A 24,022-nucleotide genomic window follows, 5' to 3' on the forward strand; every position below is an offset into this window, starting at 1 on the left:
CGATGCGCGGTACACAGGGGCCTGGGCTGAAAAGAATTAGGTTGGAAGTCGGTCGGGGACGGGCGGGCATTACGTTTGTCGCGAGTTCCGCATGCAAAGAAGGCCACTTAATGTGACCTTCGTCTTGCATAGGACTGTAGAGCAGCAAACGTAATGCCCGCCCGCCTCCGACCGATGGTCGAGTGAGATTACTTCGCGGCACCGAGGATGCCGTGGGAGGTTTTGGCGGTTTTGGCTCCGTTTACGATGGCAGCTTCTAGGGCCCTTACTGCGAGCATACCCAGCAGGTCTAGGGGAACGGCGGCGCTTGCCTGGGCACCCAGTTTGCCGCTGGCGAGGGTGTAGATGGTGTCGCCGTCGTTGGTGGTGTGTGTGGGGCGGATGGCGTGCGCGTAGGCGTCTGCGGCCATCTGAGAGACTTTGGTGGCCTGGGCCTTGGTGAGCTCCACGTTGGTGACGATACAGCTGATGGTGGTGTTGGTGCGGTCGAGCGGCATCTGCATAGAGCCTGCGGCGGCAAAGGCGGCGAGCTCCATGTCGACGATCTGCTCGCTATCGGCTGCGGCGCGCATGCCGGCGACCCATTCGCCAGTGAAGGGGTCGACAACGTTGCCACAGGCGTTGACCGAGACCACGGCGCCCACCTTGATGGGGCCGAGCGCCACGGCGGCAGCGCCAAGGCCTGCCTTCATGCAGGTGGCGGGCCCCATGAGCTTTCCGACGGTGGCACCCGTGCCGGCACCTACATTGCCCTGCTCGAGCGTGGTGGGGGTGTTGTCGAGTGCCTCACGCACGGCGGCGATGCCGGCCTCTATGTCGGGGCGCACGGTGGGGTCGCCAAAGGCGAGGTCGAAGATGCAGCTGGAGCACACGATAGGCACCTGCGTGGGGCCGACGGGAAGGCCGATGCCGCGGCTCTCAAGCTCGCGAGCGACGCCGCTTGCAGCCTCGAGGCCAAAGGCCGATCCACCCGAAAGGCAGACGGCGTGGACCTTGTCGACGGTGTTCTCGGGACGCAGCAGGTCGGTTTCGCGCGATGCTGGAGCACCGCCGCGAACGTCAACGCCGCCGGTGGCGCCCTCGGGTGCCACGATTACGGTGCAACCGGTGCCGGCCTCCTCGTCCGTATAGTTGCCATAGCAAAAGCCATCGACATCGCAGACGTCAATGGCCTCGAGCAGTGTATCCATGTTTAACTCCTATCGGTTTTCCGCCGCGCCTTGTGCCCGGTCGGGATCCGTACGGTACGCCAAAATTGTAGGCGCTGGGGAATACCCAGCGCCAGATGCAATTACGAGAGTTTTTGAATCGCGCGCGCGACGCGGGCGATGGGTAAGCCCACCACGTTATAGAAGTCGCCCGAAATATCGTGCACGAGCATGCGTCCGCCTGTGCCCTGAATGCCGTAGGCGCCGGCCTTGTCCATGGGCTCACCCGAGGCGACGTAGCGCTCGATCTGCTCGTCGGTGAGCTCGTAGAACGTCACGTCGGTCACATCGACAAACGACAGGCTCTCGGCGGCATGCGGAGCTGTAGCGTCGCCGGCTTTAACGATGCAGACGCCGGTCGCCACCTGGTGCGTGCGGCCCGAAAGCTCGCGGAGCATGGTGCGCGCCTCGTCCTCGTTTGCCGGCTTACCCAAAATCATGCCATCGAAGGTGACGATGGTATCGGCCGCGACGGTCAGTTCGTTGGGCTCGGCATGCTCGGCCGCGACGGCAGCAGCTTTGGCACGCGCCAAGCGCTCGACGAGCGTAAGCGGAGCTTCGCCATCAAAAGGCGTTTCATCGATGTCTGCGGGAATTACGCGAATGTTATAGCCCGCCTCGCGCATCAGCTCTATGCGGCGCGGCGATTGCGAAGCCAAAATCATAGTTGGATGCCCTCGGCGACCTTCTCGACGGCCTTTTCGCCGGCGAGCGTGCGCAGCAGCTCCAAGGCAAAGGGGAGTGACTGTGCCATGCCGCTAGCAGTGATGATATTGCCGTCTTGCGTGACCTTCTCGCCGGTATAGGTGCCCTCGGGGAAGCTCTTCTCAAAGCCGGGGAAGCACGTGGCGCGGCGTCCCTCGAGCAGGCAAAGCTCGCCCAGGATAAACGGGGCGGCGCAGATGGCGGCAACGTGCTTGGTCGCGGCGAACTCGCAGACTACGTCGCAGACGCGCTGGTCGGCGCGCAGGTTGGTGGCTCCGGGCAGGCCGCCGGGCAGCACGACGCAGTCGTACTCGTCAAAGTTGATTTCGTCAAAGAGTGCATCGCAGGTCACGGGAATCTGCAGCGAGCTCACGACCTCGCGCGTGGGCATGATCGAGACGAGCGTGGCGCGCACGCCGCCGCGACGCATGACGTCGACCATGGTCAGGCATTCAATCGTTTCAAAGCCATCGGCGGCGAGAACGGCAACGCTGGGCATGAGAGTTCCTTTCATAGGCGGCATACAATTAGCCGTCTTATACCCCGAAGACCTCCGCTTGCCACGCTCGATTTCCCAATGTTTAAAAAGGGACGGGGCTATTTTAGCTACCCCACTTGCAGGGTAGCTAAAATAGCCCCGTCCGAATTAGCTACCCTCACCCATCCTCAACAATCTCAATCTGTAACATCTAGACCCACTTTTGACCCCTAACTGTTACAGATCAAGACAAACGGAAACCGCCCCGACAAAACGTCTAAATCTGTAACATCTACGGACCAAAACCGGGTCTTACTGTTACAGATCGAGACAGTCCCCAACAGCACCGCCCCGTTCGGGGAACGACTGCCACAGGTACGGCGGGCAGAGGCTCACTTTTTTCCTCGGTTTTTCTTGACGGAATCTCACCTGTTGTAGTACCTTGTCTCAGTCTAAAAACGCGTGGACTTTTCTGGGCGCTAGCCACCTTTTTGCCACGCAACCGAGCAGTCGGTTGCGTGGCTTTTTTCGTCTTGGCAGCAGGTACCACATGCACCGCCAGAAGACCGCACGAGCCCACCTTCCGACTGCAGGGAGCAGACGGAAGGGAGCCTAATGGCAGAAACAAACACAATCAAGCAACAGGCCGCCGGGGCAGGAGCCACGGGCGCGGGACAGGTCAAGGCGGCGCTCCAGGTCTTTGCGGGCGGCGCCTGCTACGGCGCGATGGCCACGACCTACAAGCTCGCCTACGCCGCGGGCTTCACCTCGGCACAGGTGGTGGCGAGCCAGGCGTGGTTCGGCTGCCTCTTCTTCGCCCTCGCCACGCTCGCAGGGCACGCGCTCGGGCACCGCTGGCAGCGCGTGGGCTGGAAGCTCGCCCTCAAGCTCATGGGCCTGGGAGCCCTCACCTGCCTCACCTCAATCCTCTACTGCTACGCCATGAGCGTGCTGCCCGCCCCGGTGGCGCTCACGCTCCTCTTCCAGTTCACGTGGCTGGGGCTCGTGTGGCAGACCGTCATGACGCGCCGGCCGCCGAGGCCCCTCCAAGTGGCCTCCGCCCTGGTCATCGTCTTCGGGACGGTGTTCGCCAGCGGCGTCTACAAGACCGGCATCACCGGGTACGACCCCGTGGCCCTGCTCTGCGCGCTGGGGGCGGCCGTGTCCTGCTCCCTCTTTGTCACCCTCTCCGGCAAGGTCGAGGCCCCCTGCTCGTCCGAGCAGCGTGGCGTCATCGTATGCGCGGGCTCCGTGGTCATGTCGCTCACGGTGTGCCCGGACTACGTCGTCTCGGGCGTCCTCGCCCAGGGCATCCTGCCCTTTGCCGTCATCGCCGGCTTCTTTGGCATGCTCTGCCCGGTCCTGCTCTTCGGCATGGGCTCTCCGCACCTGCCCGCGGGCCTCTCCACTGTCATGGCCGCCGCGGAACTCCCCGCCGGCCTGCTCATCGCCATGATCGTCCTCGGCGAGCCGCTCGGCGTCGTCGAGTGGCTGGGCGTCGCCATCATCCTCGCCGGCGTGTGCCTGGCGCAGGTCCCCTCCCTAGTCGAAGGCCGGGAGGCACGTCGCGCCGCCGCGGGACAAGCCGTCAGCTAGTCACCCCTTCACAGGCGGCCCGCGCGCATCAGGGAAAGGGCCACGGGCCCGGCGCGCGAGGCCGCAAGGACGTTATAAAGCGTCCCCCGCAGAGATGGGGGCGCCAGAGAGAAGGAGGCACCATGCCATTTCCAAAAGGGTTCCTTTGGGGAGGAGCCACCGCCGCCAACCAATGCGAGGGAGGTTATGACGAGGGCGGCCGCGGCCTTGCCAACGTCGACGTCATCCCACACGGGCCGGAGCGCAACGACGTGAGTCGCGGCCTGAGGCGCATGCTCGACTTTGAGCCCGGGTACTACTACCCGGCCCAGACGGGCATCGACTTCTACCACCACTACCGCGAGGACATAGCCCTCTTCGCGGAGATGGGCTTTAAGGTCTTTCGCCTCTCCATCGCCTGGAGCCGCATCTTCCCCAACGGCGACGAGGAGGAGCCCAACGAGGCCGGGCTCGCCTTCTACGAGGACGTGTTCCGCTGCTGCCGCGAGCACGGGATCGAGCCCCTCGTGACCATCACGCACTTCGACTGCCCCATCCACCTCGTCAAGAAGTACGGCGCCTGGCGAAACCGCGCCCTCATCGAGCTCTATAAGCGGCTCGTGAAGGTGCTCTTCAACCGCTACCGCGGCCTCGTGCACTGGTGGATCACGTTCAACGAGATGAACATGATCTTGCACCGTCCCTTCATGGGGGCCGGCATCGTCCTCGAGCCCGGGGAGAATGCCCGCGAGGCCGAGTACCGCGCCGCGCACAACGAGCTCGTGGCGAGCGCCTGGGCCACCAAGATCGCCCACAAGGTCGACCCGGAGAACAAGGTGGGCTGCATGCTCGCCGCGGGAAGCTACTACCCCTACTCCTGCCGCCCCGAGGACGTTCGCGCGGCGCAGGTCAAGAACCAGGAGGACCTCTTCTTCGTGGACGTGCAGGCGCGCGGGCGCTACCCCGGCTACGCGCTCAAGATGCTCGAGCGCGAGGGCATCGACGTGGGCATGACCGCCGAGGACGAGCGCATCCTTGCGGAGAACACCGTCGACTTCATCTCGTTTAGCTACTACTCCTCGCGCTGCACCGCGGGCGACCCCGACTCCGTGGGCGGCGTCGCCGAGGGCAACGCCTTCGCCGGCGTGGAGAACCCCTACGTGCGCACGAGCGACTGGGGCTGGGTCATCGACCCGCTGGGGTTCCGCATCACGATCAACGACCTCTGGGACCGCTACCAGAAGCCGCTCTTTGTGGTGGAAAACGGCCTCGGCGCCTATGACGAGGTGCTTCCCGACGGCACGATCGAGGACGATTACCGCATCGCCTACCTGCGCGAGCACATCGAGGCCATGCGCGACGCCATCGAGCAGGACGGCGTCGAGATGCTCGGCTACACCACCTGGGGGCCGATCGACCTCGTGAGCGCGGGCTCCGGCGAGATGGAGAAGCGCTACGGCTTCATCTACGTGGACCGCGACAACCTGGGCAACGGCACGCTCGAGCGCAGGCGCAAGAAGAGCTTCTACTGGTATCAACAGGCCATCGCCACCAACGGAGGCGACCTGGGCTAGCCGCCCGGGCAATATCACTAAGGAGATAATAATGGCAGAAAAATACGACGACCTGGCCAGATCCATACTCGAGAACGTAGGCGGCGCCGAGAACGTCACCAGCGTCGTGCACTGCATCACACGCGTGCGCTTCAAGCTCAAGGACGAGTCCCGCGCCAACACGGCCAAGATCGAGGCCCTCAAGGGCGTCATCCAGGTCATCCAGGCCAACGGCCAGTACCAGGTGGTCGTGGGCAACATCGTCGAGGACGTCTACGACGCGGTCCTGGAGGCCGGCAACTTCTCGGGCGGCGCAAGCGCCGGCGACGAGCCCCAGGGCGAGAAGACCGTGACCTCCGTCATCATCGACCTCATCTCCGGTATCTTCCAGCCCATCCTGGGACCGCTTGCCGCCGCAGGCATCATGAAGGGACTGCTTGCCCTCATCACCTACTTCGTCCCGGCCTTTGCAAACGACGGCCTCTACACGCTGCTCTACACCGTGGCTGACGGCTTCTTCTACTTCCTTCCCGTCGCCCTGGCGTTCAGTGCCGCGCGCAAGTTCCGCATGAACGAGTTCACCGGCGTGGCAATCGGCGTGGCGCTCCTCTACCCGACGATGGTCGCCCTGACCTCGGGCGAGGCGCTCGGCAGCGTCGACCTCGGCGTGGCCGGCACGTTCTCGTGGTACGCCACCGCCCTCGGGCTCCCCATCATCATGCCCGTGTCCGGCTACGTGAGCTCGGTGATCCCCGTCCTTCTCATGGTGTGGTTCGGCTCTATCCTTGAGCGCTGGCTCAAGAGCTGGATGCCGGCTGCGCTCAAGATGTTCCTCGTCCCGCTCGCCACGATGACGGTCTCCATCGTCTTGGGCTACCTCGTCATCGGCCCGGTGGCCACCCTCATCACCAACCTGCTGAGCGCGGCGTTCTCGTTCATCTTCCAGCTTCCCGTGGTTGGTTCCGTCCTGGGCAGCGCCCTGGTCGGCGGACTGTGGATGTGCCTCGTCATCTTTGGCTTCCACTGGAGCCTCATCCCCATCTCCATCATGAACCTGAACACCCTCGGCCACGACAGCGTGCTCGCCGCCACCATCGGCCACGGGTTCGCGCTCGGAGCGGTCATCTTTGCCATGTACCTCAGAAACAAGGACGAGCGCTTCCGCGGCATCGCCCTTCCCGCGATGATCTCCGCCTTCTTCTTCGGCGTCACCGAGCCGGGCATCTACGGCATCGCCCTCCCCAACAAGCGCGCATTCGTCGTGGCATGCCTGAGCTCCGCCGTTGGCGGCGCCATCGTGGGAATGACGGGCGCCCTCATGTACATCTCGGGCGGCCTCGGCGTCTTCAACCTGCTCAACTTCATCGACGGGACCCCTGGTGGCGCCGGGATCTCCCACATGATCTTCGCGATCATCGCCGCGCTCGTCTCTGCCGTCCTGGCCTTTGTTATCGAGTTCATCACCTACCGACCCAACGACGACGAGGAAGGCGTCCGCTAGCTTGCGCCCTCCTCGACTAGCTCTATGTAATTGAGGAGCAGTTGAGGTGGATGAAGGCCGAGGGCGGTCGAGGCGGCCGCCCCGTGTCAGAGACAACCTGCCAGAAGGCGTTTGGCTTTCTCGGGCGGCGCTGAAATGAACTGCGCCCCGAAACTTAGACGGGTCAATTAGCGACCTATGTCGCACATGGGGACTGATTCCGGAACTCCTCCGGGGTCAGTCCCTTTTGCTTAACCCGCCTCCTCTTGTTCCAGTGAACGGTATAGGCTTCGAGGTCCCGCTTGAACTCCTCGAAGCTCCGCCACGTCCGGTTCCTGTAGAATTCGTCCTTCAGGCGCCCGGGCAGCAGCTCCGTCGCATGAGCTTGCCCTCGCACGCTGCCGGCCCCGGCCGGGTACGGGCACCCTTCGGCCTCCCGCCGGCCTTCGGCGCGCCCGTACCCCCTGTCGCAAAGCTCTGCTGCAAGAGTCCTCAGCGTGGCGTCGTGCCTGACTCTCCCGTCCATAAAGAAGCCCCCATTTCTAATGTTCAAGAAATGAGGGGGTGGTTCAATTTCGGGACGGGGATTAAATAATCATTCGGAGCAAATCTATTTTTGTCCCCGCCCCAAAAAATCATCGAGCGTGGTCTTGGACAAACAGTCTAGTTGCGCTTGAGGTGGACGACCGTTTCGCAGTGGAAGGTTTGCGGGAACAGGTCGACCGGCGTGATCTTGACGGGGGAGAAGGTGCCTTCCTCGACAAAGCGCTTAAGGTCGCGTGCCAGGGTGGCAGGGTCGCAGCTCACATAGGCGACATCGCGTGCACTCGTGCTAGCGATGAGGTCGATGGCCTCGGGTGCCAGACCTGCGCGCGGCGGATCGACCACCAGGACATCGGCATCCTGGTCGGGGAACTCGCGCACGGCATCGCCGCCGATGACGTCGACGTTGTCGAGCTTGTTGATCTCGAGGTTACGGCGCAGGTCGCGCACGGCCGGACCGTAGGCCTCGACGGCGGCGACAAAGTCGCAGCGGCGGGCGAGCGGCAGGGTAAAGGTGCCGGCGCCGCAGTACAGGTCCACGGCAAGCTCGTCTTCCTGCGGGTCGAGGGCGTCCATAACGAGCTCGATCAAAATCTCGGCACCCTTGGTGTTGACCTGGAAAAACGATGGGGCGGACAAGCGCATCTGGCCGTCAGCGATGTTCTCGGTCCACGAGCCCTCACCGGCGAGCATCTCCACCTTGGAAACGCGGCGGGCCTTCTTCTCGCCCTTGCTCATGACGCGCACGACGCTCGTGGGGTGTGCGGCGTCTGCCAGCACGCGCGAGACCTGTGAGCGCGGGAAGGAGCCTGTGGGCGTCCAAAGCGCGATCTCGAGCGCCTTGGTGCGACGCGAAGCGCGAATGCCCACGCGCTCCAGACCCAGGTCGTGGCTGCCGCTCAGATAGTTGAGCGCGCCGACGACCGATTTGAGTGCCTTGGGAAAACGCTTATCGAACAGCGGGCATGCATCGACAGTCACGATCTTACTGGGATCGACGCCGTGCATGCCAAGGCGCACACGTCCGTTAACGAGGGCGGGCTCCAACTCAATTTTATTGCGGTAGCCCCAGTCGTCCTTGGTGTGGCGGATAGGCTGGACAAGTTCGTTGACCTGGTCGGGGGTGAACTTGCCAATGCGCTCGAGCGTGGAGCGCAGGTTTTGCTCTTTGGCGGCAAGCTGAGCGGTGCGCGAGAGATTGCCCCACGAACAACCGCCGCAGATGCCCACGAAGGGGCAGGGGGGCTGAATGCGATCGGGGCTTGGCTCCAGAATCTCGGTCGTGCGGGCGCGCATAAACGACTTGCCGTCCTGCACGACCTCGGCTTCGACGGTGTCGCCCGTCACGGCGCCTTGCACAAATGTGGCCTTGCCGTTGTCGGCATGTGCCAGACCGTCGGTGCCGTACGTCATCGATTCTATGGTGAGCTTCATGTTCCTGCCTGTCATTCGCGGTATTGTCCGCAACCATGGTAGCAGGGAAAAGCGCCCCGTATCTGGGGCATTCCTCAAATACGGGGCGCTTCTACAAACGTCTATTTCGTCTTGCCGGTAATGAGCGTCTTAAGGCCTAGGCCGATCAGACCCAAGCCCATGCGCACGCGGCCGGGGCGATGGCGCTCGATGGCCTTGGCTTTGCCAGCGGGCTTCTTGTGACACGCGTTGCTCTCGGGGGTTGTTGTGGGTGCCTGAGGTTGGACTGCGGGAGCAGGTTCGGGCTCGATAATGGTCGCTTGGACCTTCTGGACCTCGGGAGCGGCCGGCTGCGGCTCGGGCTCAGGCTGGGATGCGAGCGCGGGTTCTGCCTCGGTGTCGGCTTCGGCGTTGCGATACGCGCGCTCCAGCAGAGCTTCTTGCGAGTTGAAGGGTTTCTCGTCCTCTTTGCGCTCCACCGGAACCCAGGTGCCGTCACTCGTCAGGCTGCGTGCCTTCACGTTGTCGCGCAGCTGCATTCCCATGTACTCGTGCACCAGGGCGCGGCAGGTGGGGTCGAGCACGGGGAAGGCGATCTCCACGCGGTGCTCGGTGTTGCGCGTCATCATGTCTGCCGAGCTCAGGTAGATCATGTCCGAGTCCACGCCAAAGGCATAGACGCGCGCATGCTCCAAAAAACGTCCGACGATGGAGCGCACGTGCACGTTCTCGGTCTTGCCCGGAATACCGGGCTTGAGACACGAGATGCCGCGGATGATCATGTCCACGCGCACACCGGCACACGATGCCTCGGCGATCTTATCGATAACCTCGCGGTCGGTCAGCGAGTTGAGCTTAAAGAACACGCGGGCGGGCTCGCCGACAAGGGCGCGCTGAATCTCGCGGTCCAGGCCGCGCATGATGAGCGGTTTCAGTCCGGCGGGCGCCACGCCCAGGAAGCGGTAGTCGCCGCGCAGGTTGCCCAGCGACAGGTTGCGGAAGAACAGGTTGGCGTCCTCGCCGATACCGGGATGGGCGGTCATGAGCATAAAGTCACTGTAGAGCTTGGCCGTCTTCTCGTTAAAGTTGCCGGTGCCCAACAGCGTGAGACGGGTGAGCGCCATGCCCTCACGATAGGTGAGCTGGCAGATCTTGGAGTGGCACTTAAAGCCCTCGGAGCCGTAGATAACGGTGCAGCCGGCCTCTTCCAGACGTTCGGCCCACTCGATGTTGTTCTGCTCGTCAAAGCGTGCGCGGAGCTCCATGAGCACCGTGACCTCTTTGCCGTTTTCGGCAGCATCGATGAGCGACTCGCACAGGCGGCTTTGTTTGGCCACGCGGTAGAGCGTGATGCGCAGCGAGATGCACTCGGGGTCATAGGCTGCTTCGTGCACCAGGTCCAAGAACGGGTTCATTGCCTCGTAAGGGTAAAAGAGCAGCTTGTCGTGCTGCAGCACCTGCTCGCGGATGGAGCGGGCCATATCGATGGTGGGATTGGGCTGCGGCTTAAACGGCGTAAAGAGGAGCTCATTGCGCAGGTGCTCGGGAATCTTACCCTCAATGCCAAAGACGTAGCCAAGGTCAAGGGGGATATCGCAGGTAAAGACCGAGCGGCGAGAAAGCTCGAGCGCCTTGCGGATGGTCTTGAGCGTTGGCTTTTCGAGTGAGCCCGATACGGCGAGCACCACCGGCTGCAGGCGCAGGCGCTTCTTGAGGATGCGCTTCATGTGCTGGCGGTAATCTTCCTCCTCCTCGACGCCCTCGCCGTCCGGGTCGATATCGGCATTGCGGGTGACGCGGATCAGTGCGCGATCCAGCGGCTTGTAGGAGCCAAAGCAGCTGTCCAGGCAGGCGAGGATAACGTCTTCGAGCAAGATATAGGAGTAGGTGCCGGCGGGCGAGGGAATCTCGACCACGCGGTTCATCGAGGCGGGAATCTCGATAAGGCCGAGCAGGCTTTCCTCGTCGGTGACGCCGTCCAGGCCACAAGCCAGATAGAGCGCGCCGTTGCGCAGGTTGGGGAAGGGATGGCGCGGGTCAATGACCAGCGGTGAGATAACCGGCGACACGTAGGCCTGGAAGTAGCGGGTTACAAAGGTGCGCTCCTCGGGCGTAAGCGAATCGATGCGGGCGCGGTGAACGCCCAGGGTGTCGAGCTTGCCTTCGATGCTCTTAAAGATGGACTCCCAACGGGTAAGGAGCCCGGGCATTTCGGCCATGACAGCATCGACCTGTTCGGAGGCGGTCATATTGCTCTTGTTGTCGACAGGCTGCTTTTTGAGCTCTGCCAGATCGGACAGGCCGCCCACGCGCACCATAAGGAATTCGTCGAGGTTGGACTCGAAAATCGACACGAACTTTAGACGCTCGAACAGCGGAACGGTTTCGTCGAAGGCTTCGTCAAGCACGCGGTTGTTAAAGCGCAGCCAGCTAAGCTCTCGGTTTTGCGTGTACGAGAAGTCGCGCGGCGGCTTGCGCAGCTTAGCGGCCTTTTGCTTCTTTTCGATTTTGCTCGGCATATGCATCTGTCCGTTCAGTCCCCGCAGGGGACGGTAGCCTAACTCTAATTCACTATTGTCTCAATTTAGTCGACCGCCGGCACGGACGTATCTCGTGAACGGTATCTTTACCTACTTCTTACGCTGACAAGCCGAAGCACTAACGTCCGGTGATTTGAGCAAGCGATCTATATCCTCACTCAACTGGTGAGAATGTATGAATAAGAATGATAGCAAGCTGAATATAATCGAATGTAGGTTGAATCGAGGGCAAGCGTCATTTATATGCAGAAAACCGTTTTCACTATGCAATTTTGAATCATGGATAACTTTGAGTGTTCAAGCTTGATTTCCTAGAAAAATAACGTTTACCTAGGAAAATCTGCTTTACGAAACTGAAGTGCATCATGGGAAATCATATGCGATATACCGTTCATCGTACTTTGCTGACCGTTCGGGGGCGAGGTAGCATTACGAATGGAATTTGGATATAACTAGAGCTGTCAGCAAGCAGCGTCCCATATGGAGGGGCGCTGATACATTCGGCCAGTAAGGCCCGAAAGAAAGGTAGGAGGCCATGACGAAAGGTCTGCACGTGCCTTCCGAGATCGGCAAGCTCAGGAAGGTCTGCCTGCACCGTCCCGGCGACGAGCTCCTCAACCTGCCGCCCGACGAGCTCGAGCGACTCCTGTTCGACGACGTCCCGTTCCTGGAGGTCGCGCAGCAGGAGCACGACACCTTCGCCCAGATCCTGAGGGACCAGGGCGTCGAGGTGCTCTACCTCGAGAACCTCGTCGCCGAGGTGTTCGACCAGGTCCCCGGCGCCCGCGCCGAGTTCACCGACCAGTACATCGCCGAGGCCGGCATCCGCGGCCAGCACATGCCGCAGATCGTCCGCGAGAAGCTGGACTCCATCGAGGACAACCTCGAGTTCGTCAAGAAGACCATGGCCGGCATGACCAAGGCCGAGATCGACATGCCCCTCACGGCGTCCACGACCCTCGACTCCCTGGTCAACTCCGAGTCCGAGTCCGACCTGATCATCGACCCGATGCCCAACCTCTACTTCACCCGCGACCCGTTCGCGGTCGTCGGCGAGGGCGTCAACCTCAACCGCATGTACTCGGTCACCCGCAACCGCGAGACCCTGTACGGCAAGTACATCTTCAAGTACCACCCCGACTACAAGGACGTCTCCCTGTACTTCCGCCGCGACTGCCAGTTCCACACCGAGGGCGGCGACGTGCTGAACATCAACGAGAAGACCCTCGCCGTCGGCATCTCCCAGCGCACCCAGGCCGCCGCTATCGACATCATGGCCCAGAACATCTTCTGGAACTCCGACTCCAAGGTCGAGCGCATCCTTGCCTTCGACATCCCGGTCTCGCGCGCCTTCATGCACCTCGACACGGTCTTCACCCAGATCGACGTCGATAAGTTCACGATCCACCCCGCCATCATGGGCACCCTGCGCGTCTACGAGCTGACCGCCGGCAAGAACCCGGGCGACGTGAACATCCGCCTGATCGAGGACACCCTCGAGCACGTCCTGGAGGACGCCACCGGCGTCGACCAGGTCAAGCTGATCCCCTGCGGCGGCGGCGACCCGATCGCGGCCTCCCGCGAGCAGTGGAACGACGGCTCCAACACCCTGTGCGTCGAGCCCGGCAAGATCTGCGTCTACGCCCGCAACACCGTCACCAACGACGTGCTGTACAAGGAGGGCCTGGACCTTCTCGTCGTGCCCTCCGCCGAGCTCTCCCGCGGCCGCGGCGGCCCGCGCTGCATGAGCATGCCCTTCTGGCGCGAGGACCTCTAAGTCTTTCCGTTTCCGGTGCGGTCCCCCTACAACCGCACCGGTTTCGCCCGTCAAACGGGCAACACTAATTACTTATGTAATTCATTTCTTCGAAAGGAAACGAACCATGGGTGTTAACCTCTCCGGCCGTAGCTTCCTCAAGCTCCTCGACCTCACCACCGAGGAGATCGAGTACCTGCTCAAGCTCTCCAAGAACTTCAAGGACATGAAGCGCGCTGGCGTTCCGCACCGCTATCTCGAGGGCAAGAACATCGTTCTGCTCTTCCAGAAGACCTCCACTCGTACCCGCTGCGCCTTCGAGGTCGGCGGCATGGATCTGGGCATGGGTGTCACCTACCTCGATCCGGGTTCGTCGCAGATGGGCAAGAAGGAGTCCATCGAGGACACCGCCCGCGTTCTCGGCCGCATGTATGACGGCATCGAGTTCCGTGGCTTTGCCCAGGACGATGTCGAGGAGCTCGCTGCTAAGTCCGGCGTGCCCGTGTGGAACGGCCTGACCACTGAGTGGCATCCCACCCAGATGCTCGCCGACATCCTGACCGTCCAGGAGAACTTCAACTACGACATCAAGGGCAAGACCCTCGTCTTCATGGGCGACTGCAAGAACAACGTTGCTCGCTCCCTCATGGTTGTCTGCTCCAAGCTTGGCATGAACTTCGTGGCCTGCGGCCCCGAGGAGTGCATGCCCGCTGACGACGTCATCGAGGCCTGCAAGCCCATCGCCGAGGCCAACGGCTGCACCATCAAGCTGACCACCGACGTCAAGGACGGCGTCACCGGTGCCGACGTTATCTACACCGACGTGTGGGTCTCCATGGGCGAGCCTGACGAGGTCTGGGCCGAGCGCATCGCTCAGCTCACCCCGTATCGTGTCACCTCCGAGGTCATGGCTATGGCCAACCCGGGCGCCATCTTCCTGCACTGCCTGCCCAGCTTCCACGATACCAACACCACGATTGGCGCCGAGAAGTGCGAGCAGTTCGGCATCACCGAGCAGGAGGTCACCGACGAGGTCTTCGAGAGCCCCGCTTCCAAGGTCTTCGACGAGGCCGAGAACCGCATGCACACCATTAAGGCTGTCATGTACGCCACGCTCAAGTAAGAGCATCTAGCATCCTGCTCGGGGTGTATTACAGCACACCCCGAGCGGTTTTATCTGGTAAAAATCTCGCATCAAGCGGCAGGCACGGCACGGAAGAGCCGCTTCGGGCGAGATCAGTAAATGATTTATGAAGGGGGGATGAGAACTATGACTGAGACCGCTAAGAAAAAGCGCGGTATGCCTTCATCGTTCACCATTCTTCTTGCTCTGCTGGCAATTGTTGCAGTAATTACCGTTATCGTCTCCGGCACGTCCGGCGGCGCGGTTACTGCCGCCCGTCTGAGCGATTTCTGCACCGCCCCGATTAAGGGCTTCGCTGACGCTCTGCCCGTCTGCCTCTTCGTTATGATCCTGGGCGGCTTCCTCGGCATGATGACCGAGACCGGCGCTCTGGACAACGGCATCGCCGTCCTGGTGCAGAAGCTTAAGGGCAACGAGATCATGCTCATTCCCGTGCTGATGCTCATCTTCTCCCTCGGTGGTACCACCTATGGTATGTGCGAGGAGACCGTTCCCTTCTACGCCCTGCTTGCCGCTACCATGATGGCTGCCGGCTTCGACCCGATGGTCGGTGCCGCTACCGTCCTGCTCGGCGCTGGCTGCGGCTGCCTGGGCTCCACGGTTAACCCGTTCGCCGTCGGCGCTGCCGTCGACGCTCTGACCGGCGTTGGCATTGAGGTCAACCAGTCCATCATCATCGGCCTCGGTGCCGTCCTGTGGATTGTTACCACTGCCATGTCCATCTTCTTCGTCATGAGCTATGCCAAGAAGGTCAAGGCTGACAAGGGTTCCACCATCCTGTCGATGCAGGAGCTCAAGGACGCCGAAGAGGCTCACGGCAAGGCTGCTTCCGAGGTTCACAATGAGGTCAAGCTCACCGGTCGTCAGAAGGGTGTTCTGATCGCCTTTGCCTTCACCTTCGTCGTCATGATCGTCGGCTTCATTCCGCTGGCCGACCTCAACGAGGGCGTCGCCAACTTCTTCGACGCTGGCGCTGTCTACGACGCCGACGGTAACGCCGTCGTCCAGGGCTGGTCTGCCCTGATCACCGGCCTACCCATTGGCCAGTGGTACTTCGATGAGGCTTCCACCTGGTTCTTCCTCATGGCCGTCCTGATCGGTATCATCGGTGGCCTGTCCGAGAAGCAGATCGTTAACACCTTCATCACCGGCGCTGCCGACATGATGTCCGTTGTTCTCGTCATCGCCCTCGCCCGTGGTATCTCCGTCCTCATGGCTAACACCGGCCTCGACGTCTACGTCCTCGACGCTGCCGCCAATGCCCTGGCTGGCCTGTCCGGCGTGATCTTCGCTCCCATGAGCTTCCTGGTCTACTTCGGCCTGTCCTTCCTGATCCCCTCGACCTCTGGTATGGCTACCGTCTCCATGCCTATCATGGGACCGCTGGCTGTTAAGCTCGGCTTCTCGCCCGAGGTCATGGTCATGATCTTCTCCTCTGCCATCGGCGTTGTGAACCTGTTCACCCCGACCTCCGGCGCCATCATGGGCGGTCTCGCCCTGGCCAAGATCGAGTGGACGACCTGGCTCAAGTTTGCCCTTAAGCTCATCGTCGCTCTCTCCGTCGTCTGCGCCATCATCCTGACCGTCGCTTGCGTGATGCTCTAAGTACCCAACGGGTACCCCACGGAAACCTTGACGATCCTGTAAAGGATCACCTGGTCATCGTCTGTCCGGTGGGGTCAACCCACCGGTAGACTCCTACCTTTAGCCCCCTCCCGTTCCGTGCGCGGGAGGGGGCGCTCTCATGTTGCGCACCGCCCAGAACGACAATTTGTCATTCAAAAGGCAAGGCATGACCAGAAGGTCTATGCCTTGCCTTTTTCATGCCAACTTGTACGTTTTGGACGTCGCTCGCTGACTTATGCTCAACCTGCGACGTTCCCCTTGTTGGTGCAGGGGGAAGCTTGCTCGCTCTGGTGCCCGTTCGCTGGCTTCGGCTCTGCCTGCGATGTTTTCATTGTTGGTGCTGAGTGACTTGTTCCCCGTTCCAAACGAGCTGCCCCGGGTCCCCGGTGGTTGTGGTGAGCGTGTTTGGTTGGTGCCTGTTGATGGTCTGGGTATCGGGGAGGGCGGGCTCCGTTATAATCGCCTAGGACATTAAATGGAAACGGGACGGGAGCCACACATGCGCCAGGGTTTCGACAACGCGAAGTACATCGAGCTGCAGGCTGCTCACATTAAGGAGCGCATCTCGCAGTTTGGTGGCAAGCTCTATTTGGAGTTTGGCGGCAAGCTGTTTGACGACTATCATGCGAGTCGCGTGCTGCCGGGTTTTGAGCCGGACAGCAAGTTCCGCATGCTCAAGAGCATTGCCGACGACGTCGAGGTCATCATCGCAATCAATGCAAACCATATCGAGAAGAACAAGGCCCGTGGCGACCTGGGCATTACCTATGACGAGGACGTCTTGCGCCTGGTCGACCTGTTCCGCGGCAACGGTTTTGCTGTCGCGGCCGTGGTTATCACGCAGTATGCCGGTCAGCCCGCTGCCGACGTCTTCCGCAATCGTCTGAATGCACTCGGCATTCCCGCCAAGCTGCACTATCCCATTGAGGGCTATCCGCACGACGTCGATCTGATCGTTTCTGACGAAGGCTACGGCAAGAACGAGTTCGTCGAGACCACGCGTCCGCTCGTTGTCGTGACGGCGCCCGGCCCTGGCTCGGGCAAGCTCGCCACCTGCCTCTCACAGCTGTATCACGAGCATAAGCACGGCACCGCCGCCGGTTATGCCAAGTTTGAGACCTTCCCGGTCTGGAATCTTCCCCTGACGCATCCGGTCAATATTGCCTACGAGGCCGCCACGGCGGACCTCGACGATGCCAACATCATCGATTCCTTTCACCTTGAGGCCTACAACAAGACCACGGTCAACTACAACCGCGACGTCGAGGCCTTCCCGGTGGTCCGTGCCCTGATGGAAAAGATCCTAGGCAAGAGCCCCTACCAGAGTCCCACGGACATGGGCGTCAATATGGTCGGCTTTGCCATCACCGATGACGATGCCTGCCGCGACGCTTCCAAGATGGAGATCGTCCGCCGCTACTTTACCGCGGTCGAAAATGTGCGCCGTACCGGTGTGGGCGATGAGCAAGTCGACCGTCTCAAGATTATTATGAAGAAGGCCGGCATCGATAAGAACTACTCACCGGCGCGCTCGGCGGCCCTAACCAGGGAGCAGCTGACGGGTGGTCCCGTGGGCGCCATGGTCATGCCGGACGGTTCCGTGGTGACCGGTAAGACCTCCACGCGCCTGGGCGCCGCAAGTTCGCTCATTATGAACGCTCTCAAGCATGTTTCGGGCGTCGACCTTGAGCTTGAAGTCATCAGCGACGAGGCGATCGAGCCCATCAGCAAGCTCAAGACGCATTTCCTGGGCAGCAAAAACCCGCGCCTTCACACCGACGAGACGCTTATGGCGCTGTCGATCACCTCGGCTACGAGCGAGACGGCCGCTCGTGTCCTTTCGGGCCTGGAGCAGCTGCGCGGTTGCGATGCCTTCTTTAGCGTGATTATCTCGCCGACGGACGAGACGGTGTTGCGTAAACTGGGCATCAACGTGTGCTGCGAGCCCAAGTTTGAGCGTCGTGGTTTCTTCCATCGCTAAGTTTGAAGTACCGCGGTAATTGCATCGCATTTTGGCCGTATCGGGTTAGCGCCCAGTACGGCTTTTTGATCAATAAAGCGTCTATTTCGGCGAAAAATAGCCGTTTACCTGCCTAAAAACAATTTGGGCGGTATACAATAATCGTAACTGTTTCATCCTTAGCGGGATGCCGCATGATGGATATTACCTGCCATCGTGAGGTGTGTCGGTCGTGCACGGCGCGCTGGATGCTCGTGCTCGGTTAGAGGAGGCTGCCATGGCGGGCAAGGGTCGTGCGAGTGTCAACGATATGAAGCGTGTCGAAGTGCTGGTGTTGATGGAGATTGCCCAGCAATCCGAAAGTGGCGGGACATATGGCTTCTCGCGCAAAACGCTTGCGGAGCACGTTGGAGTGTCTCCGTATCGAGCCCGCGCCGCAATTGAGCGCTTGGATTCTGACGGTTTGATCGAGGTCGTTTCGCGTTATAGCGAGGATGGCGGCCAGCTTGCAAATGGTATTTGCCTTACCGAGCGTGGCGGGTGGTATCTGAAAGGCATCCGCGCGGGTATGCTCGTTCGGGATATGCTCAGGGACGAGCTTGCCGATCGGTAACGTTCTGCCGCCTAAGATGTTGTTACGCCGCTCGGGTCCCGGGCGGCGTTTTGTTTCGAGATGGAGAAATGCAAGCACTTTGGTGAAAAATGGCGAACTGCTTCTTTCTCGAGTATTACAATGAAGACCCGTAAGATGTGTATGGACAACTTCTACGGGAAGCGCAGGTAATTCAATATGACTAAGCATGTGTTTGTGACCGGCGGCGTGGTTTCGTCTTTGGGCAAGGGCATTACCGCGGCATCGCTGGGCCGTTTGCTCAAGTCGCGCGGCTACAAGGTGACGATGCAGAAGGCCGACCCGTATCTGAACGTCGACCCCGGTACCATGAGCCCGTTCCAGCACGGTGAGGTCTTTGTGACCGAGGACGGCTACGAGTCCGATCTGGACCTGGGCCACTACGAGCGCTTTATTGACGAGAACCTGACCCGCGATTCTAACTTTACGACGGGCGCCATTTACAAGAGCCTGATTGCCCGCGAGCGTCGCGGTGACTTTTTGGGCGGTACCGTCCAGGTGATCCCGCACGTCACCAATGCTATCAAGGACAAATTCCGCCGCATTGAGGAGCAGACTGGCTCCGACGTTGTCATTACCGAGCTGGGTGGCACGATCGGCGACATCGAGTCGCAGCCGTTCGTGGAGGCTATCCGCCAGTACCGCAAGGAGGCCGGTCCCGAGAACGTCTGCTACATCCACGTATCGCTCGTTCCCTATATCGCCGCCGCCCACGAGGTTAAGACCAAGCCCACGCAGCACTCCGTCAAGGAGCTGCGCAGCTTTGGTATCCAGCCCGACATTATTGTGCTGCGCTCCGATCACCATATTGATGACGCTATCCGCGGCAAGATCGCGAGTTTCTGCGACGTCGACACCGACTGTGTCTTTACCAACGAGGATTGCGCGAGCATTTACGACGTGCCGCAGCTGCTCGCGGAGCAGGACTTTGACCTGCGCATTTGCGAGCGCCTTGGCCTCGATCCGCGCGAGCGCGATATGAGCGCATGGAATGAGTTCCTGCGCAAGCAAAACCATGCCAACCATCACGCCGATAAGGTTAAGGTTGCCGTCGTGGGAAAGTACACCCAGCTTCCCGATGCATATCTGTCGGTTATCGAGGCCCTGCATCACGCGGGCGTTTTCTACGATCGTCACGTAGATGTGCAGCTGGTCGATGGTGAGAGCCTCGATGCCGAAAACGTCAATGAGGTTCTGGGCGACGCATCGGGCATCCTGGTTCCCGGCGGCTTTGGCAAGCGCGCCCTGGAGGGCAAGATCCTTGCTGCCGAGTTTGCTCGCGAGCACAAGATTCCGTATCTGGGCATTTGCCTGGGTATGCAGGTTGCCGTGTGCGAGTTCGCCCGCAACGTTGTCGGCCTTGCCGGTGCCAGCTCCTCCGAGTTTGATCCGGACGGTCCGTTTAGCGTAATCGACCTGATGAGCTCGCAGGAGGACGTGACCGAGAAGGGCGGCACCATGCGCCTGGGCGCCTATCCGTGCAAGCTCGCTGCCGATACCCTCGCGCGTGAGGCGTATGGCGAGGAGCTTGTCTACGAGCGCCACCGTCACCGTTTTGAGTTCAACAATGCCTTCCGCGATCAGCTCGAGGACGCCGGTCTTGTCATCTCGGGCCTTTCACCCGACGAGCGTCTGGTCGAGATGGTCGAGCTGCCGCGCGACGTGCACCCGTGGTACGTGGCCACTCAGGCCCACCCCGAGTTCAAGAGCCGCCCCACCAATCCTCAGCCGCTGTTCCGTGAGTTCGTGCGCGCCTCGATTGGCCAGCATGAGGGTGTCGATCGCCTACAGGTGACGCCCATGAATCGTGCGACGGACTAAGGTTGCCGTCGAACAGGGAACATATCGAAGAAGCTCCTTCGTCGCTCGCTGTGGCGGCGGGGGAGTTTCTTGATTACCTTGCAGTCGAGCGGGGTTTGGCGCGCAACACGATTGCCGCCTATCGCCGAGACTTGACGACCTACTGTGCCTATCTGGAGCGGACGGGCATTGCATCCTTTGAGGACGTGAGCCGGCGGGTCGTCGAGGACTTTATCGCCGATCGGCGCGACGGGGGCTATTCCGATGCCTCGGTGGAGCGCGCGCTCGCGGCCGTCAAAGGTCTGCATGCCTTTCTGGTGCGCGATGGGGCCGTGGCCCAAAATCCCACGGCGGCATTGCGCTTGCCAAAAAAGGCCGAGCGCCTGCCGGAGTGCCTTTCGGTGGAGGATGTTTCAGCGCTGCTTGACCAGGATTTTCCCGATGGAGAGATGGGCCTGCGCGATCGCGCCATCTTGGAAGTGCTGTATGGGTGCGGCCTGCGCGTGAGCGAGCTGGTGGGGCTCGATGTGAGTGATATCCATGTCGATGACGGCTTTGTGCTGGTTCGCGGCAAGGGCTCCAAGGAGCGTCTGGCCCCTTTGGTGGGAAGTGCGGCGCGTGCCCTGACACGCTATATATGTGATGGGCGCCGACTTCTGGCGGCTCATGCTCGTGGGACAGAGACGCCGGCGGTCTTTTTAAACAAGAACGGCGGGCGTCTGTCGCGTCAGGGTGTTCACGTCATATGCGAGCGCTACGGACGCCAGGTGGGGTTGGTGGGACTCCATCCGCACACGTTGCGCCACTCCTTTGCCACCCATATGCTCGCGGGCGGCGCGGACCTTCGCGTGCTGCAGGAGATCTTGGGACACGCCGATATATCGACAACGCAGGTCTACACGCATGTCGATCGTACGCAGCTGACTGAGGTTTACCTGGCGGCCCACCCGCTGGCACATCGCTAATACGCTGCTGAGCTGCGATTACATGCTATCCGAGGACGGACCCCCGATTGCTGGAACGTGCTGTTGCGCACGTTTTGGCAATCGGGGGGGTCCGTCCCATTTTGCGCCACCGGCCAATGGCACGGCGGGGTGCACATGCCGCGCGTGGGAGAGTTTGGGGGCGATGTGAACGGCATGTAAAGGGACATAAAAATCGCCTCAAGGTCAACTTGAAGGTTGAGGTTGAAAGGCGGGGTGCTACAGGTGGCATCCCGCCTTTGCGTTAAACACAACATATTGTGTTTTCGAACATATGCTCGGGGGTGGCGCCCAATAGTTAGGGGGTGGAGTAGTGGGGTGGGGTGGGGGAAGGAGTGGGGAAAGGTGTTGAAAAATGGGGCGGTTCCCCATATTATTAATGACGTCGACAGGCGGGGTGGTTCCCCGCGTACGTGCCATCTGAGTAACCGAGGGGAGGGCGCACATGGGAATGACTGGTGCATACGAGCGCAATCTCGATGCAAAAGGTCGTCTGTCCCTGCCTGCACCCCTTCGCGAGGAACTTGGAGAGCACGTTCGCGTGTTCAAAGCCCTGGATGTCGATGCTCTGTACGTGTTCTCTGCCGAGGCCTTCGATAAGTGGGTCGAAGGACTCTTCGCGGGTCGTGAGGGCCACGAGGGTTTTAACCCGCGTGACATCAACGACCAGAAGCTCATGAGGGCGATCAACAAGCGCACCACGTCGATGGATGTGGACAGCGCCGGTCGTATCGGTCTTTCTGAGTCTCTCCGCAAGCAGGCGAACCTTGACCGCGAGGTCACGGTTGTGGGCAACTACGACCACCTTGAGGTTTGGGACCGCGCCGCGGCCGATGAGGACGATGACGACGAGGCTCTGCTTGACCTCTTCTTCTCGTAAGGGCAAGGCACGAGTAACGGATGGAGCGTGGGATCTTGACACAAGAATATCGGCATGAACCTGTCATGCTCGGCGAAGTGCTTGAGTCGCTGCAGCTCAAGAGCGGCTCCGTTGTCTGCGATTGCACCCTTGGCGGTGCCGGTCATTCGGTAAAGATGGCCGCGCAGGTGGGGGAGACGGGCCTTTTGCTCGGCGTCGATCAGGACGACATGGCCCTCGAGGCCGCTGGTGCCCGTCTGGACCGCGAGGTTCCCGGCGTCCCGCACCAGCTGCTGAAGGGCAACTTCGGCGACTTGGACGAGCTGCTTTGCTCGGCCGAGGTGCCCGGGGTCGATGGCTTCCTGTTTGACTTGGGCGTTTCGTCACCGCAACTCGATATCCCTGGCAGGGGCTTTTCGTATAACGAAGATGCCCCATTGGACATGCGGATGGATCCGGGTAACAACACCCTAAACGCAGCTGAGGTCATCAACACCTATAACGAACACGACCTCGCCCGGATTCTACGCGTCTACGGCGAAGAGAAGTTCGCCTCGCAGATTGCGCGCGAGATTGTGCGCCGTCGCGAGCAAGAACCGATCGAAACTACAGGCCAATTTGTCGAGATCATCAAGGCTGGCATTCCGGCTGCCGCTCGTCGGCATGGTGGGCACCCGGCCAAGAAGAGCTTCCAGGCCATTCGCATCGAGGTCAACCACGAGCTCGATGTGCTCGAGAGGGGGCTTGATGCCGCCACCAGGTGGCTCAACCCGGGCGGACGCATCTGCGTCATCTCGTATCACTCGCTCGAGGACCGTATCGTAAAGAACCACTTTAAGGAGATGAGCCAGGGGTGCACGTGCCCGCCGGAGATTCCGGTGTGCGTGTGTGGCAACGTGCCGATACTCAAGGTCATCACCCGCAAACCCTTGGTTGCCCAACCCGATGAGGTTGCGCGCAACCCTCGGGCGAGATCAGCCAAAATCCGCGTGGCGCAGCGCCTGTAGGCGCGACCGCGCGAAATTGGACCTCCCGCTCGCACCATAAACGAAGCTTAAACACACTACCAACGTACTCGGGATGGGAGGCGGCATATCATGGGCTATAACACCTCAAACGCAGCACTCGCCTATGATATGAACGCCATGCCCGCCTACCGCGAGGCACCGCAGGCGCCCGTTGCCCCTCGTGAGCAACGCACGCCGCGTTTTGATGTCTACACGGGTGCGGGCCGTCAGGCAAACCAGGCGGTAAGCCCGGTTTTCATGAGCGTTCTTAAAACGGTTTGCATCATCGCGGCTGTCTTCATGACGATTGGTGTCGCCCGCGTGGCACTTGCCGGTGTCACGGCCCAGGTGCTCAACGGCAACGCAGAGCTTGCCAGCACGCTCGAGAAGGCGACCGACGAGAGTTCTAACCTTGAGGTCATGCATTCGGTCTATGGTGCCGACACGCGTATTCGCGATCTTGCGGGCGCCTATGGCATGGTGGAGCCCAGCGAGAGCGTTACGCTTGACTTTTCGCAGGATGCAGCCGCGGGCGCTAGCTCGACTGCGGCCGCTCAGTAAATAAGACGGTAGCTGAGTATGACAAATGACTATCGCCGCGGTTCCGACGGGGACCACGGGTCTGGACGTCCCTCCTCGCGGGGACGTTCTGGTTATCAAGGAACGGGTCGGCCATCTTACAACGCGGGGCCGTCCTATGGCAACGACCCTGCGTCGCGTCTTCGTGGCTCGGGCGGACCTCGGGTACGCAATACGGGCGC

General features: G+C 61.1%; 19 protein-coding genes. 13 read left to right on the top strand and 6 right to left on the bottom strand.

Going from position 1 to position 24,022, the window contains the following annotated elements; all coding sequences use genetic code 11:
* Nucleotides 1–188: 188 nt before the first annotated feature.
* The 3 genes from ACKUUJ_RS00170 to ACKUUJ_RS00180 all read right to left on the bottom strand — a co-directional run bounded on the left by ACKUUJ_RS00170 (nucleotide 189) and on the right by ACKUUJ_RS00180 (nucleotide 2,412).
* The gene (locus ACKUUJ_RS00170; protein ID WP_409064252.1) at nucleotides 189–1,190 is read right to left on the bottom strand and encodes a P1 family peptidase; all 1,002 of its coding nucleotides are present in this window, start codon (nucleotides 1,188–1,190) and stop codon (nucleotides 189–191) included.
* A 101-nt stretch (nucleotides 1,191–1,291) separates the two neighbouring features.
* Nucleotides 1,292–1,873 (bottom strand): Maf family protein, encoded by a 582-nt coding sequence (locus ACKUUJ_RS00175; RefSeq protein ID WP_409064253.1) that lies wholly within the window; start codon nucleotides 1,871–1,873, stop codon nucleotides 1,292–1,294.
* A complete protein-coding gene (locus tag ACKUUJ_RS00180; RefSeq protein WP_409064254.1) occupies nucleotides 1,870–2,412 on the bottom strand; it encodes a DJ-1 family glyoxalase III in 543 nt (180 codons plus the stop codon). The genes ACKUUJ_RS00175 and ACKUUJ_RS00180 overlap by 4 nt, the downstream gene beginning before the upstream one ends.
* 594 nt (nucleotides 2,413–3,006) lie before the next feature.
* Here ACKUUJ_RS00180 and ACKUUJ_RS00185 point away from each other — a divergent pair.
* The 3 genes from ACKUUJ_RS00185 to ACKUUJ_RS00195 all read left to right on the top strand — a co-directional run bounded on the left by ACKUUJ_RS00185 (nucleotide 3,007) and on the right by ACKUUJ_RS00195 (nucleotide 7,020).
* Nucleotides 3,007–3,987, top strand: a complete 981-nt coding sequence (locus ACKUUJ_RS00185; protein ID WP_409064255.1) for an EamA family transporter — start codon at nucleotides 3,007–3,009, stop codon at nucleotides 3,985–3,987.
* A 122-nt stretch (nucleotides 3,988–4,109) separates the two neighbouring features.
* Nucleotides 4,110–5,540 carry a 6-phospho-beta-glucosidase gene (locus ACKUUJ_RS00190; protein ID WP_409064256.1) on the top strand — a complete coding sequence of 477 codons (1,431 nt, stop codon included), beginning with the start codon at nucleotides 4,110–4,112 and terminating at the stop codon, nucleotides 5,538–5,540.
* A 31-nt stretch (nucleotides 5,541–5,571) separates the two neighbouring features.
* A complete protein-coding gene (locus ACKUUJ_RS00195) occupies nucleotides 5,572–7,020 on the top strand; it encodes a PTS transporter subunit EIIC (RefSeq protein WP_409064257.1) in 1,449 nt (482 codons plus the stop codon).
* Nucleotides 7,021–7,195: 175 nt separating this feature from the next.
* Here the strand turns inward: ACKUUJ_RS00195 and ACKUUJ_RS00200 are convergent, their stop codons facing one another.
* The 3 genes from ACKUUJ_RS00200 to ppk1 all read right to left on the bottom strand — a co-directional run bounded on the left by ACKUUJ_RS00200 (nucleotide 7,196) and on the right by ppk1 (nucleotide 11,480).
* A complete protein-coding gene (locus ACKUUJ_RS00200) occupies nucleotides 7,196–7,525 on the bottom strand; it encodes an IS3 family transposase (protein ID WP_409064258.1) in 330 nt (109 codons plus the stop codon).
* A gap of 137 nt (nucleotides 7,526–7,662) precedes the next feature.
* Nucleotides 7,663–8,991 (bottom strand): 23S rRNA (uracil(1939)-C(5))-methyltransferase RlmD, encoded by a 1,329-nt coding sequence (gene rlmD / locus ACKUUJ_RS00205; RefSeq protein WP_409064259.1) that lies wholly within the window; start codon nucleotides 8,989–8,991, stop codon nucleotides 7,663–7,665.
* Nucleotides 8,992–9,077: 86 nt separating this feature from the next.
* The gene (ppk1, locus tag ACKUUJ_RS00210) at nucleotides 9,078–11,480 is read right to left on the bottom strand and encodes a polyphosphate kinase 1 (RefSeq protein WP_409064260.1); all 2,403 of its coding nucleotides are present in this window, start codon (nucleotides 11,478–11,480) and stop codon (nucleotides 9,078–9,080) included.
* 550 nt (nucleotides 11,481–12,030) lie between these two features.
* Between ppk1 and arcA the strand changes: the two genes are divergently transcribed.
* The 10 genes from arcA (at nucleotide 12,031) to ACKUUJ_RS00260 (ending at nucleotide 23,822) form a co-directional block, all read left to right on the top strand.
* The gene (gene arcA, locus ACKUUJ_RS00215) at nucleotides 12,031–13,272 is read left to right on the top strand and encodes an arginine deiminase (protein ID WP_055252566.1); all 1,242 of its coding nucleotides are present in this window, start codon (nucleotides 12,031–12,033) and stop codon (nucleotides 13,270–13,272) included.
* Between the two features lie 106 nt (nucleotides 13,273–13,378).
* Nucleotides 13,379–14,374, top strand: a complete 996-nt coding sequence (gene argF, locus ACKUUJ_RS00220; RefSeq protein WP_006234279.1) for an ornithine carbamoyltransferase — start codon at nucleotides 13,379–13,381, stop codon at nucleotides 14,372–14,374.
* A gap of 138 nt (nucleotides 14,375–14,512) precedes the next feature.
* Nucleotides 14,513–16,000: a YfcC family protein gene (locus ACKUUJ_RS00225; RefSeq protein ID WP_369831688.1), complete on the top strand. Its 1,488-nt coding sequence runs from the start codon at nucleotides 14,513–14,515 to the stop codon at nucleotides 15,998–16,000.
* A 520-nt stretch (nucleotides 16,001–16,520) separates the two neighbouring features.
* Nucleotides 16,521–18,002, top strand: a complete 1,482-nt coding sequence (locus ACKUUJ_RS00230) for a DUF1846 domain-containing protein (protein WP_022094206.1) — start codon at nucleotides 16,521–16,523, stop codon at nucleotides 18,000–18,002.
* 256 nt (nucleotides 18,003–18,258) lie between these two features.
* Entirely contained in the window at nucleotides 18,259–18,594 is a 336-nt protein-coding gene (locus tag ACKUUJ_RS00235) for a hypothetical protein (protein ID WP_118080324.1), read from the top strand.
* Between the two features lie 177 nt (nucleotides 18,595–18,771).
* Complete coding sequence (locus ACKUUJ_RS00240) at nucleotides 18,772–20,433, top strand: CTP synthase (protein ID WP_409064261.1); 1,662 nt, start codon at nucleotides 18,772–18,774, stop codon at nucleotides 20,431–20,433.
* Between the two features lie 2 nt (nucleotides 20,434–20,435).
* Nucleotides 20,436–21,377: a site-specific tyrosine recombinase XerD gene (gene xerD, locus ACKUUJ_RS00245; protein WP_409064262.1), complete on the top strand. Its 942-nt coding sequence runs from the start codon at nucleotides 20,436–20,438 to the stop codon at nucleotides 21,375–21,377.
* Nucleotides 21,378–21,840: 463 nt separating this feature from the next.
* Complete coding sequence (locus tag ACKUUJ_RS00250; RefSeq protein ID WP_006234269.1) at nucleotides 21,841–22,275, top strand: division/cell wall cluster transcriptional repressor MraZ; 435 nt, start codon at nucleotides 21,841–21,843, stop codon at nucleotides 22,273–22,275.
* A 20-nt stretch (nucleotides 22,276–22,295) separates the two neighbouring features.
* Nucleotides 22,296–23,261, top strand: coding sequence for a 16S rRNA (cytosine(1402)-N(4))-methyltransferase RsmH (gene rsmH, locus ACKUUJ_RS00255; RefSeq protein WP_117840379.1), 966 nt, complete (start codon nucleotides 22,296–22,298; stop codon nucleotides 23,259–23,261).
* A 90-nt stretch (nucleotides 23,262–23,351) separates the two neighbouring features.
* The gene (locus tag ACKUUJ_RS00260) at nucleotides 23,352–23,822 is read left to right on the top strand and encodes a hypothetical protein (RefSeq protein ID WP_390397414.1); all 471 of its coding nucleotides are present in this window, start codon (nucleotides 23,352–23,354) and stop codon (nucleotides 23,820–23,822) included.
* Nucleotides 23,823–24,022: the final 200 nt, after the last annotated feature.

This window comes from Collinsella sp. wc0583, from assembly GCF_046116915.1.
Lineage (GTDB): Bacteria > Actinomycetota > Coriobacteriia > Coriobacteriales > Coriobacteriaceae > Collinsella.

What these genes read in the sequence shown, in the direction of transcription:
- ACKUUJ_RS00170 (WP_409064252.1), bottom strand. Translation starts at nt 1,190, where the DNA reads ATGGATACACTGCTCGAGGCCATTGACGTCTGCGATGTCGATGGCTTT.
- ACKUUJ_RS00175 (WP_409064253.1), bottom strand. Translation starts at nt 1,873, where the DNA reads ATGATTTTGGCTTCGCAATCGCCGCGCCGCATAGAGCTGATGCGCGAG.
- ACKUUJ_RS00180 (WP_409064254.1), bottom strand. Translation starts at nt 2,412, where the DNA reads ATGCCCAGCGTTGCCGTTCTCGCCGCCGATGGCTTTGAAACGATTGAA.
- ACKUUJ_RS00185 (WP_409064255.1), top strand. Translation starts at nt 3,007, where the DNA reads ATGGCAGAAACAAACACAATCAAGCAACAGGCCGCCGGGGCAGGAGCC.
- ACKUUJ_RS00190 (WP_409064256.1), top strand. Translation starts at nt 4,110, where the DNA reads ATGCCATTTCCAAAAGGGTTCCTTTGGGGAGGAGCCACCGCCGCCAAC.
- ACKUUJ_RS00195 (WP_409064257.1), top strand. Translation starts at nt 5,572, where the DNA reads ATGGCAGAAAAATACGACGACCTGGCCAGATCCATACTCGAGAACGTA.
- ACKUUJ_RS00200 (WP_409064258.1), bottom strand. Translation starts at nt 7,525, where the DNA reads ATGGACGGGAGAGTCAGGCACGACGCCACGCTGAGGACTCTTGCAGCA.
- rlmD (WP_409064259.1), bottom strand. Translation starts at nt 8,991, where the DNA reads ATGACAGGCAGGAACATGAAGCTCACCATAGAATCGATGACGTACGGC.
- ppk1 (WP_409064260.1), bottom strand. Translation starts at nt 11,480, where the DNA reads ATGCATATGCCGAGCAAAATCGAAAAGAAGCAAAAGGCCGCTAAGCTG.
- arcA (WP_055252566.1), top strand. Translation starts at nt 12,031, where the DNA reads ATGACGAAAGGTCTGCACGTGCCTTCCGAGATCGGCAAGCTCAGGAAG.
- argF (WP_006234279.1), top strand. Translation starts at nt 13,379, where the DNA reads ATGGGTGTTAACCTCTCCGGCCGTAGCTTCCTCAAGCTCCTCGACCTC.
- ACKUUJ_RS00225 (WP_369831688.1), top strand. Translation starts at nt 14,513, where the DNA reads ATGAGAACTATGACTGAGACCGCTAAGAAAAAGCGCGGTATGCCTTCA.
- ACKUUJ_RS00230 (WP_022094206.1), top strand. Translation starts at nt 16,521, where the DNA reads ATGCGCCAGGGTTTCGACAACGCGAAGTACATCGAGCTGCAGGCTGCT.
- ACKUUJ_RS00235 (WP_118080324.1), top strand. Translation starts at nt 18,259, where the DNA reads ATGGCGGGCAAGGGTCGTGCGAGTGTCAACGATATGAAGCGTGTCGAA.
- ACKUUJ_RS00240 (WP_409064261.1), top strand. Translation starts at nt 18,772, where the DNA reads ATGACTAAGCATGTGTTTGTGACCGGCGGCGTGGTTTCGTCTTTGGGC.
- ACKUUJ_RS00250 (WP_006234269.1), top strand. Translation starts at nt 21,841, where the DNA reads ATGGGAATGACTGGTGCATACGAGCGCAATCTCGATGCAAAAGGTCGT.
- rsmH (WP_117840379.1), top strand. Translation starts at nt 22,296, where the DNA reads ATGGAGCGTGGGATCTTGACACAAGAATATCGGCATGAACCTGTCATG.
- ACKUUJ_RS00260 (WP_390397414.1), top strand. Translation starts at nt 23,352, where the DNA reads ATGGGCTATAACACCTCAAACGCAGCACTCGCCTATGATATGAACGCC.